The 10994-nt window shown below is 60.4% G+C and carries 11 protein-coding genes and 1 pseudogene; 6 read left to right on the top strand and 6 right to left on the bottom strand.

The window, feature by feature from the left end:
• Positions 1 to 2: 2 nt before the first annotated feature.
• Positions 3 to 175 (top strand): annotated as a pseudogene (locus tag DS839_RS33420) (GMP synthase (glutamine-hydrolyzing)); the annotation flags it as partial.
• Positions 166 to 1371 (top strand): hypothetical protein, encoded by a 1206-nt coding sequence (locus tag DS839_RS33425; protein ID WP_119274883.1) that lies wholly within the window; start codon positions 166 to 168, stop codon positions 1369 to 1371. The pseudogene DS839_RS33420 and the gene DS839_RS33425, both read left to right, overlap by 10 nt.
• A 54-nt stretch (positions 1372 to 1425) precedes the next feature.
• Here the strand turns inward: DS839_RS33425 and DS839_RS33430 are convergent, their stop codons facing one another.
• Positions 1426 to 1884 (bottom strand): hypothetical protein, encoded by a 459-nt coding sequence (locus DS839_RS33430; RefSeq protein WP_119274884.1) that lies wholly within the window; start codon positions 1882 to 1884, stop codon positions 1426 to 1428.
• Positions 1885 to 2075: 191 nt separating this feature from the next.
• Here DS839_RS33430 and DS839_RS33435 point away from each other — a divergent pair, with 191 nt between their 5' ends.
• On the top strand, positions 2076 to 2792 hold the full coding sequence (locus DS839_RS33435; protein WP_119274885.1) for an AAA family ATPase: 717 nt from the start codon (positions 2076 to 2078) through the stop codon (positions 2790 to 2792).
• Here the strand turns inward: DS839_RS33435 and DS839_RS33440 are convergent.
• The gene (locus DS839_RS33440; protein WP_162918976.1) at positions 2699 to 3481 is read right to left on the bottom strand and encodes a DNA methyltransferase; all 783 of its coding nucleotides are present in this window, start codon (positions 3479 to 3481) and stop codon (positions 2699 to 2701) included. The genes DS839_RS33435 and DS839_RS33440 overlap by 94 nt on opposite strands.
• 84 nt (positions 3482 to 3565) lie before the next feature.
• Between DS839_RS33440 and DS839_RS33445 the strand changes: the two genes are divergently transcribed.
• A complete protein-coding gene (locus tag DS839_RS33445) occupies positions 3566 to 3832 on the top strand; it encodes a PRC-barrel domain containing protein (RefSeq protein ID WP_162918978.1) in 267 nt (88 codons plus the stop codon).
• A 95-nt stretch (positions 3833 to 3927) separates the two neighbouring features.
• Here DS839_RS33445 and DS839_RS33450 read toward each other — a convergent pair whose 3' ends face one another.
• A complete protein-coding gene (locus DS839_RS33450) occupies positions 3928 to 4515 on the bottom strand; it encodes a hypothetical protein (protein ID WP_119274887.1) in 588 nt (195 codons plus the stop codon).
• A 179-nt stretch (positions 4516 to 4694) separates the two neighbouring features.
• Between DS839_RS33450 and DS839_RS33455 the strand changes: the two genes are divergently transcribed.
• Positions 4695 to 5087, top strand: a complete 393-nt coding sequence (locus DS839_RS33455; RefSeq protein ID WP_119274888.1) for a RidA family protein — start codon at positions 4695 to 4697, stop codon at positions 5085 to 5087.
• 201 nt (positions 5088 to 5288) lie between these two features.
• Positions 5289 to 7025 carry a ubiquinone-dependent pyruvate dehydrogenase gene (gene poxB / locus DS839_RS33460; protein WP_119274899.1) on the top strand — a complete coding sequence of 579 codons (1737 nt, stop codon included), beginning with the start codon at positions 5289 to 5291 and terminating at the stop codon, positions 7023 to 7025.
• 284 nt (positions 7026 to 7309) lie between these two features.
• Here poxB and DS839_RS33465 read toward each other — a convergent pair whose 3' ends face one another.
• The 3 genes from DS839_RS33465 to DS839_RS33475 all read right to left on the bottom strand — a co-directional run bounded on the left by DS839_RS33465 (position 7310) and on the right by DS839_RS33475 (position 10746).
• The gene (locus tag DS839_RS33465) at positions 7310 to 7708 is read right to left on the bottom strand and encodes an SPW repeat protein (protein WP_119274900.1); all 399 of its coding nucleotides are present in this window, start codon (positions 7706 to 7708) and stop codon (positions 7310 to 7312) included.
• Positions 7709 to 8171: 463 nt separating this feature from the next.
• Positions 8172 to 9194, bottom strand: a complete 1023-nt coding sequence (locus DS839_RS33470) for an alpha/beta hydrolase (RefSeq protein WP_119274889.1) — start codon at positions 9192 to 9194, stop codon at positions 8172 to 8174.
• A gap of 304 nt (positions 9195 to 9498) precedes the next feature.
• Positions 9499 to 10746: a sensor histidine kinase gene (locus DS839_RS33475; protein ID WP_119274890.1), complete on the bottom strand. Its 1248-nt coding sequence runs from the start codon at positions 10744 to 10746 to the stop codon at positions 9499 to 9501.
• Positions 10747 to 10994: the final 248 nt, after the last annotated feature.

A 10994-nucleotide genomic window follows, 5' to 3' on the forward strand; every position in this document is an offset into this window, starting at 1 on the left:
TAATCTGCGCTCTGAATGCCCTTACATTGACCGACGGCATGAGCCGCGATTACCATCACTTCGACCACAATTCCTGTCCCGCACCACCACCCGCATCATCAACGAGGTGAGGGAGATCAACTGTGTAGTCTATGACATCACGTCCAAGCCACCAGGGACGATTGAATGGGAGTAGTGAAATCCAAACGGCGTGTCCTCGTAATACTAGGCGCCGGCGCGTCGATTGAGTATGGCATTCCAGCCACTCAAAAATTCACCGACATCATCGAAACTGCGATATTGGGAGATCGATGGGTCCAAAACCAAAAGGGCGACGAAGCCTATCGGACAATAAAGCGGCGCTTGAAGCGTTATTTGCACGATCCAGGGATAGTGCACTTTGAGCAAATCTATCACTGCGCGCATGAGCTGATCCATTTCTCAAAGCCCAGCAAAGGAATAGTCGACGAGTATCGTCCAATCTTGGTTCCCTTTCTGAGGGATACCTCGAAGACAACGAAGGAAGGCCTAAGAGCGCTCGTCAAGAAAGTGGTTGAGGTGATCTATAACGAAGTCATCGCACGATGCGCGACCCCCGCCCATTCAGTGGCGTCCTTCGGTGAATTCCTCACCGCACTCGAAGTGACAAGCATTCCGCGTATCTACACAACGAACTACGATGACTTTGCGCTCCAGGCGAAGCCCGACCTCTACACTGGCTATGACAGGAAGGGCGCGAAGGAGACGATCTTCGACATCGAGGGATTCTGGCAGCGATGGAACGAGCCAAGTCTTTTCTTTCTACATGGTTCAGTACACATGAGTTATTCGCACCAACTCGGTCAAGGTAGGTTTGCTGATCTTGTTTGGTTTGATGACGCGAATGAAGCGCGAAAATCGGCGACCTTCAATGGAAGTGGATTGCGAAAAATGGATGGTACGGAGGTCCTGCGCAGTCCAATTGTTACTGGACTGGAGAAGCTTTCCAGGCTGCAGCAGCGGCCATTGCCTTACTTCTACGCTGCACTGACTCGCGATATGATGGAAGCCGATATTATCTATGTAATCGGGGCAGGCTTGGGTGATCTCCATTTGAACATGTTGCTTGCTGAGGCGAGATCAAGGCCGGATCCGGCCCCGATGCTATTTGTCGACTGGTGGGATGGTGGGTTCGACCTGGATATGGAGACGCCCGATCGCAAAAGCATAGAGATGTTGCATGCATTGCGGATAAACATCGGGGGAGACGCACCGGCACCTACAAGAGTCGATGATTGGCTGGTCTCTGCCGATGGAACATCTGCTATATGGTCAGGAGGCTTTCAGGCGTTTCTGCGTGAAACAAATCAGCATGCGTTGGTTCGCGTAGCTCTAAGAACGCGGAAGCCATAACCCGATGGCTGCTGCCAACGCTTACAGTTATTCGTAGACGAGACCGACCATGCGTCAGTACTTGTATTCGAATATGCTTCCCACTTCAGGGTGTCGCTCTGCGCATAACTCTAAGACGACCCAAGCTGCGCGGCACAATGTGTCATCGCGTTCGCGGTTTTCTCCGTGTTTGCCGCCATGGAACAGATTGTCGCGCACTTGTTTTACGGCTTCAAAGAACTGCCCGAGCGCGTCGATTGGCGCCTCGATTTGTGCCGCCCAACGCCAAGTCCCGTCACCGTCCGTAACCTGGGTCGCGGGCGGGTCGGCAATCATTTCTTTTACATCCGCGTCGTCCGACGCTATTTCCATTACATCCTTGAGACACTCCTCCCCTGCAAAGCGTTTCCAGTCTGCATGCGCAATACCCGCCTTGGGAACTACGTAGCCGCATTCCTTCAGCGCGCACTCGAACCTGGAATAGCCTACGAACAGTTTAAGCTGTGCGGGCGATGTGTCTGGAACTTTGACCATTGCTCTTTTCCTATAAAAGAACCTAGGCTGAGATTTATGAAATAGGTGTCAATGCGCAGGACCAGGCCATGGAAAAGGTTGAGGAATTTCGGATCGACATCCTATCATTCGCAGAATAAATTGACCGCTCAGCAATATAGTCCATAATACCCATTCCGGCGACATCAGGCATCTCTAACCTCTGGCCTGCGATGATTTGCTTACCCATACTGGAATCCCTGACGATTGAGAAATACGCTCTCTATCCTTCGTCGGCGCAAATTCCATTCACCGCCACTTTTCAGCCCGGCGGCACTGCCGTCATTGGCATTAATGGCAGCGGAAAGAGTACGCTGATTAATATCTGCTTCCGTTGTCTAACGGGTCCATCCAATCTTCCGACTGCCACATCATCAGGCGAACTTGGTCAGGTTCGTCCCCGTGCTGTGCCAATGACGAGCGGCGAGGCTAGATTGTTTAGCAATCGCGTCGCGGACGGTGCTGCAACGGCCACCGCAACGCTCAAATTCGCTCTCGGCGATGCTAGTGTCGTTGTGACGAGGAAACTTAGTGACCTGTCACTTGTCGCAATGCATCTCGACCTAAAGGACCGACGGGGGCGTACTCAAGTAGTCATTAGCGACGAAAAAGCATTTCAAGAAAAACTTTCCGAGTTGATTGGCGTTGGCGCGTTCTTCGACGTGCTGGTGATCCTAACGTTTCTGACATTCATGCAAGAAGATCGCAGGTCGCTAGTTTGGGACGCTACCGCGCAGCGGCAAATCCTTCGTGTCCTTCTTCTGCCAATCGAAGATGCGACGGAGTTTGCGATTGCTCAGCAGGAAGGCGGCGAGAAAATCGAGATGTCGACGGGTCCCGCAGAGGGAATAAGTTGTAACGCATTTCCATGCAGGACGGAGAAACTATGAACGCGCCTTGGAGTGAAGCGAACGATGTCACCGATCGCGGATTCCATGGCCGAACAGAATGCAGTGTCGAGTGCACTGCCATCTTTGCGCGTGTTGATCCAATTCCTGCGATACCTTCTCCCTTTGCCGCTCACTATCACGTTGCTCACATCTACGATCACTCCTCCTAAAATCACACGGAAAAGACGACGGTGATTTCGGTTAGTGATCTTTGGCAGCGCGCTTACATAAGCAGCTAGTCTTGCTGCAATCTCCCAATCAAATATCCATCTCCCGTTGACACCTGGTTCGATTAGTGTCTCGGGACCACTTGTATACAGCTTTGAAGGATTGACGCGCGTACGATTTGCGAGCCTAACTAAATCGGCGAAGGAACGTGCGACATCCGTTGCGTCGTACCTCACAAGCTTTGACTCTATGAGGTCAGCGAGAAAGGGATTGACCTCTATTGTCGTTGGATGAACACCGAGGAATTGGCAAGCGAGGGCCGTAGTACCCGAGCCCCCAAATGGATCGAGGCACCGCTTTACAGGGCGCGGACATTGGCTGATTGCATGAGCAACGAATTCTGGTGGGAACGCTTCCTTAAAGCGTCGCCAGTTCTGAAACGGAATATCTGGAGCGCCGGCATTCGTTCCAATGGACGAGATAGACCTGCCGCCGGTCCAGGCTTCAAACGGTACGAACAAGATTAACCCCGCCTACAGTGATCACGCCCGAATACGATGTGTAGCGGCGATCTTCCTATGAGGTCAATGGGTTAGGTAAATCACATTCGCCTGACAAACGCCGAACTCACTCCGGAAATCCTCGAGGGTGCTACGATCTACGGACCCAAGGACGAGAAAATCGGCTCTGTCGACCATCTCCATAGCGGCCAGGTTGTCGTCGACGTCGGCGGTTTCCTCGGCATCGGCGCCAAGCCAGTAGCCGTTCCTGCGAGCCAGTTGGATTTCATGCGCGACGAGGACGGAGACGTCCATGCCGTCACGACCTGGACAAAGGATCAGCTCAAGGGAATGCCCACACACCGCGACTAGTCCCAGAGATCGATCTGACCACCCAGGCGACCGGTGTGCGCTTGCGCTGGAACGATGCCGTTTTGTTCAGCGGTCGAAGTGACGCGCGTTTTGCCTCAGAAGCACGGGTTCCATGGCGGACCGCAGTCTATCGGCGGCGCGGAGCTCTGGTACCAGGCGCTGTGCTGGGCCGTGCGCTGGGCCGAGTCCGGCGTGAATGACCAGTCCGTGGTATCGATGAATATCGAGGCGGGTCCGTCGGCCTTGGCGAGGTTGCTCTCCAGAACCTCGACCTTGAAGGTCAGCGTATCGCCGCTGAGTTTAGGCTCCTTGAGCACGACGACGGCGTCTTCGACACGAGCCCCTTCCTTGTTCAACACCGACACGGTGGCATTCGGCGGGTCTTTGGCAAAGCTGCCACGTCCCGGCGCCCATTCATCGAGGAGATGCACGGTCGGAGCATGGCCCGCCGAGCGCACCGGGCGATCGGCGAACATGATCGCGTTGCGGGCGATGCCGGTGAGCGTCAGCGTGTTGCCCTCGAGCTTTGCGCCGGCGGCATTCATCACGATCAGCGACGGCACGGTCCGGGTGCCGGGCATGCCGATCGTCTTCTTGCTCGCATTTTGCGCCACGCTCGTTCCGGACAGAACCAACAGGCTCGCGACGACTATTATGGCTCCGGCCACCCTGTTCAGATTCATGATCAGCCACCCTTCCCCTGCGTTGCCTCAGGCCTCGATGATAGCATCAAGGCGCGATCATGATACTAGAGGAATCCGTGAGCGTCCTGGCGCGCGACGTATATCATTTGACATAGACTGCACGACGGACATTGATTCATCGCACCGCTTTGCAGCGACCCACACCAGGAGAATACCGTATGGCCCAGCGTGACGCCGTTTTCCCCGCCGGTCGGCAAGACCTCTACACGTCACAGACCTATTCCGCAGCGATCAGATCAGATGATCTCCTGTTCGTGTCCGGCCAGGTCGGCAGTCGCAGCGATGGCTCGCCCGAGCCGGACTTCGAAGCTCAGGTCCGCCTGGCCTTCGCCAATCTCGAGGCGACCCTGCAAGCGGGCGGATGCGGGCTTGACGATATCGTCGACGTGACGACCTTTCATACCGATCCCGAAAATCAGTTCGGCACGATCATGACCGTCAAAAGTGAGGTCTTCCCGCAAGCGCCTTATCCGAATTGGACGGCGATCGGCGTCAACTGGCTCGCGGGGTTCGACTTCGAGATCAAGGTCATCGCCCGTATTCCCGGCTGAGTATCGCCAGGTTCGGGTTTTGAAACAGCGCGGGCGTGCGATGTGCCGTATGGAAATCCGCATGGCACATCGCCGGCTCGAACCCGATTGAGATCGACACCGCCGCGGCCCGCGATGATCGCCGGCATTGCCTGCCGGCCGAATATGCCCCAGAAAGCATGGGCTCATCTCATTCTCACATCGAACACAGGGAGCGGACACATGGCCAAGACCGTTGCCGACCAGTTCGCGGAAACTCTCGCCGCGGCAGGCGTCAAGCGCATATACGGGATTGTCGGCGACAGCCTCAACGGCCTGACCGATGCCATCCGCCGCCAAGGAAAGATCGAATGGCTGCATGTGCGGCATGAAGAGGTCGCGGCCTTTGCCGCCGGCGCCGAAGCCCATGTGACGGGCACGCTTGCCGTCTGCGCCGGAAGCTGCGGGCCGGGCAACCTCCACCTCATCAACGGCCTGTTCGATTGTCACCGCTCGCGCGTGCCGGTGCTGGCGATCGCGGCGCATATTCCTTCGCCCGAGATCGGCTCGGGCTATTTCCAGGAGACGCATCCCGAAAGCCTGTTCCGCGAATGCAGCCATTATTGCGAGCTCGTTGCCGATCCGCGCCAGATGCCGCGTGTCCTCGAGGTCGCGATCCGTGAGGCCGTGGCGAAACGCGGCGTCTCGGTGGTGGTGATCCCGGGCGACATTGCGCTGAAGGACGCGGAGCCGGCGCCAGCACCTACGGCCGCGGCGCTGCTTCCCGCGCCGCCGGTGATCATGCCGCCCCAGGGCGCGATCGAGGCTTTGGCGGGACTGCTCAACGACGCCGGGCGGGTGACGCTGCTCTGCGGCGGGGGCTGCGCCGGCGCCCACACGGAGCTCATCGCGCTGGGCCAGCGCCTCAAGGCGCCCATCGTCCATACGATGCGCGGCAAGGAGCATGTCGAGTGGGACAATCCGTGCGATGTCGGCATGACCGGGCTGATCGGCTTCTCGTCCGGCTTTTACGCCATGCACGATTGCGACCTGCTCGTAATGCTCGGCACCGATTTCCCGTACCGGCAGTTCTATCCGGAAAAGGCGAAGACCCGGATCGCCCAGGTCGACCTCAGGGCGGAGAATATCGGGCGGCGCGTGGCGGTGGATCTCGGCGTCGTCGGCGATGTGCGCCAGACCATTGCCGCACTGCTGCCGCTGTTGCGCGAGAGCGGTTCCGACCGGCGCCTCGCCGAGGCGCAGCAGCATTATGCGAAAGCGCGCCAGGAGCTCGATCGTCTCGCCGAAGGCAAGCCCGGAAGCGGCCTGATCCATCCGCAGCAGGTGGCCAAGGCGCTGAGCGATCTCGCCCAAGGCGATGCCGTCTTCACCTGCGACGTCGGCCTGCCGACGGTCTGGGCGGCGCGTTATCTGGCGATGAACGGCAAGCGGCGGCTGCTCGGGTCCTTCTGGCATGGCTCGATGGCCAATGCCATGGCGCAGGCGATCGGCGTCCAGGCGAGCCATAGAGGCCGCCAGGTCGTCTCGCTCTCGGGCGATGGCGGCTTCACCATGCTGATGGGCGATCTCATCAGCCTGACGCAGCTCGACCTGCCGGTGAAGGTCGTCGTCTTCAACAACGGCGCGCTCGGCTTCATCGAGCTCGAGCAGAAATCGACCGGCTTTCTCAATTTCGGCACGGAATTGAAGAACCCGAATTTCGCAAGGATTGCCGAGGCCATGGGCATCCGCGGCGTCAGGCTCGAGGATCCGGCCGATGTCAGGGACGGCATTGCCGAAGCCCTCGCGCATGACGGGCCCGTGGTCATCGATGCCGTGGTCAACCGCAGCGAGCTTGCCATGCCGCCTGCCATCACGGCGGAGATGGCCAAAGGCTTCTCGCTCTATATGGTGAAAGCCGTCTTCAACGGACTTGCCGACGAGGTCATCGATCTCGCCCGCACCAATCTCTGGCGCTGAGCGGTCGACATCTGACAGGCACATCCCGCCCGGCATATGGCGTTAGAGAAAGCCTCTCCAAGTTTTCCCCTTCTCCCGCTTGCGGGAGAAGGTGCCCGATAGGGCGGATGAGGGTGTTGGTGCAGCCTGCGACAGCTTCTCTAGGAACAAGCGTCATTGCATGTATTGGGCCTCACGAAGAACACCGGATACGCGGAAAGAACACCCTCATCCGGCCTTCGGCCACCTTCTCCCGCAGGCGGGAGAAGGGGAAACCTGGCCGACGGCAAGGGCCCGATCCCATATCATCTATGCGCGGCGGATCTCGTGCGCGAGCCTGTCCACGCCTTGCTGCCGGCCAGAAGCTGCCAGGCGGCGATGGTCGTGACACAGATCCCGACCACGACATGGATCCACATCGGCGATTCCGCTCCGAAGCCCAGCAGGAAGGGTGCCACCATCGTCCAGCTTCCGAAGGCGAGGTTGGACCATTCGGCCCAGGTCTCATAGCGATAGAGGAGGGCGGCGGAGCAGCACGCGATGAGCGTGCCCACGAGACCCGCATTCCAGGTCGCGGCCGACGTGTCGTCGCACACGATCCCCACGCAGGCGAGGCTCGCGGCCACAAGTCCCGTGCAGGCCAGGCCCGCGCCCAGGATCAGGCTGGTCCACTCCAACGCCTTGCTTGGCACTTCATGTCTCATCTTCATCTCCTTTTCGGTTCGGCGTCGCCGCGCGCCAGGAAGACGAAAGCGGGGCGATGCGAGGAGGATGAAGCAGCACGGTGCCCGCGACTATTCTACGCAAGGGTTTATCGGGCGATGCCAAGGTGCAGGGCACCCTGGGCACATGAATATGAACTCGTGCGAGGCATTGGCGAGCAGCAGGCGATGGGCGCAGCGGGATCACCCTCCGCCATTCCCCTTCTCCCGCTTGCGGGAGAAGGTGCCCGATAGGGCGGATGAGGGTGTTGGTCAAGCTTGCGACAGCTTCTCAGAAATGGCCAGGAACAAGCGTCATTGCACTTAATTGGGCCTCACGAAGGACACTGGGCATGTGGTGAGAACACCCTCATCCGGCCTTCGGCCACCTTCTCCCGCAAGCGGGAGAAGGGGAAACCTGCACGGCAGGCATCCTTCCTGGGCAATCGTTTGCGCAAAGCCGGGTTCACCCGGCCGCGGTATCGATCGAGCGGCGGATCGCCCGCCGCACCTCCGCATTCGATATGAACACGTCGTGGTTGATGATGCCCCAGCCGGCCTCGGAAGCATCGATCACGCGCACGCCGAGCTGCTCGAGGGCGGCCTTCTCGGCGGCGCCGACTCGCGTCATCCCGCCGGCGATTTGCCCCGACAGCGCCAGCGCGCGATCGTTCGTCGCGGCGATGACGGTGATCTTGCCGGCGAGAGGACCGATGCGTTTGATCGCCGACGAGAACACGTCCATGTCGATGTCGGGCGCCGCGAACACCACGGCGCCGATCCTGCTCGTGACGGCGTCGCCATATCGTGCATAGAGCTGGCGCAGGCTTTCGAGCGTCAGCATGGTTCCCATGCTGTGCGCGACGATGTAGATGCGGCCCACGGCGCCCGGGTTCGCCATGATGGATTGAAGCACGCGTTCGAACTCGTCGCGCGACCACATCGCGCTGTCGCGGTCATAGGCATAGTCGAACAGTCCCGCCTTGGACGGCCAGGAGAATAGCATGGTCTGGCCGCGGAACATGATGCCATCCGAGAGGTGCACGGCATCGAGTGCTGCTGCCTCGAACGTCTGATTGAAGCCGTGCACATAGATCAGGAGGTTCGGTCCGCCGGCCTCAGCGAGAAGATCGCCGACATCTGCCGACACCGGCTCGATCTCACCCAGACGCCAATCGTCAAGCCCGGCCGCGGCGAGAGAGAAACGGCCGTCGCCCGGCGGCACCAGCTTCGCCCGGGCGACGGTCATCGTGGAAGCCCGCTCCGGCCCGAACCAGGGCTCCGCGCGCCCGCCATTCACCGGCTTGCGTGTGGTCGTGACGAGCAATGTCGGATCTGCCGAGAGCGACGAAGCATCGAAGCGCGCGCCCGTGGCACCCAGCCCCGCGCATCCGCCGAGCGCCAGCGCGCCGGCCGCGGACGCAAGCCCACGCAGAAACGCGCGGCGGGACGCAATAGAATCGTGGTGCAGCGAATGTCGGACGATCATGTTGGGACCCTCGGGAACACTGTCCGCGGCAGGATGCGTCCCTGTAGGGTTTTCTGAATCACGATGGCGGCGAGAATAGGGCGGGCGACCCTGCGCCATGACGTTGCGCAAGTCCGCAGGGCGGCGCAGATTTTACCGATTAGTCCAACCCATAACCCTCACCCTGAGGTGGCCGCGAAGCGGCCCTCGAAGGGTGGCAAGTGGCACGACCGTTGTTCCTGGATCATGCTTCGAGGCTCGCTTCGCTCGCACCTCAGCATGAGGGTGTTTTGAGTGAAGCGACTCCTTCTGATCTCATCCCGCTTTAGACCGGCAACGTCACCTTGAAGCAGCTCGGTTCCCCGGGCCGTGGCGCCACAACGGCGTCGCCGCCATGCAGGCGGGCGATCTGGCGCACGAGCGAAAGCCCGAGACCTGTGCCCTTGGCATCCGACTTCAGGCGATGGAAGGGCAGGAAGATGCCTTCGCGCTCGGCTTCGGCGATGCCTTGGCCCTGATCCACCACCTCCAGAATGGCGCTGGCGCCTTGCCGGCGCACCTCCACCCGGATCGGCGGCTTGCCGTGACGGCTGGCGTTCTCGAGCAGGTTGCGGATCAGGCGGCGCAAGAGATAGGCCTCGCCGCGGATGATGACGGGCTCGCCCTCGGCCGCGCAGTCATCGGTGCGCGCGGCCTCTTCGGCGGCGAGCGCCAAGAGGTCGACCTCCTCGGGCCGTTGCAGCGCGCCCACGGTCTCGAGACGGCTGGCGAGCAGGATCTCATCGATCAGGAGATCGAGCTCGGCGATGTCGCGCTCGAGATCCGTCTTGTGCCTGGGATCGCCCGTTTCGCGATAGAGCTCGATCCCCATCCGGATGCGCGACAAGGGTGTGCGGAGCTCGTGCGAGGCATTGGCGAGCAGCAGGCGATGGGCGCCCACCAGGTTCTCGATGCGCGCCGCCGCCTGGTTGAAGCTTGCGGCGAGGCGCGCCACCTCGTCGCGGCCTTCGACCTTGACGCGGCTGCTGAGATTGCCGGCGCCCAGCGTTTCGACGCCCGCCTGCAGCCGTTCGAGCCTTCGGGTCAGGCCGCGCACGAAAGGATAGGCGCAGAGCGCCACCAGCAGGGCGATGCTGCCAAGAAACAGGATCAGGCCGAAGGCCGAAGGCCGGTGCCGCGCCAGCGGGCGCACGACCAGCCAGCGCCGGTCGGGCAGAAGGAGGCTCCAGGCCGGACCGCCCGCGCCGCGAACCCAGCCGCCTTTTTCATGACTGCGCCATGGGCCGGGCGAGGGGACCGGGTTTCCGGCGGCGGCGACCTGGATCCCCGCCTCATCGAAGAGAGCAAGATCGGCATCGAGCCGCTCGGCCAGCTGCCGGACGGAGTCCTGCTGGACTTCAACAGCAGAGTCGGCCGGCGGCAAGGCGGCGGAAGCGAGCTTGCCCGCGAGCTCGAAGGCCTGGTTGGCGGGCGAGCCATTCGGTCCAAAATGCCAGCCGGCACCCGCCACGAGCGCCACCATGAACAGGCTCGCGATGATGGTGAGATAGATCTTGTGAAAGAGCCGTCTCAATCGGATCAACTCTCCATCATTTCCCTTCTCCCGCTTGCGGGAGAAGGTGCCCGACAGGGCGGATGAGGGTGTTGGTTCAACATGTGACGGTCCTTCCTATCTAATCAACAGCAAGCGTCATAGGGATGTGTCGAAGCGTCGGCACAAAGGACACCCTCATCCGGCCTTCGGCCACCTTGTATGGGGCTTTTTGTCAAGGTCACTTTTTCCCACATTTTACTCCTTCTGTTTGGTGGAGGTGCACAGAG

The organism is Taklimakanibacter deserti (genome assembly GCA_003574785.1).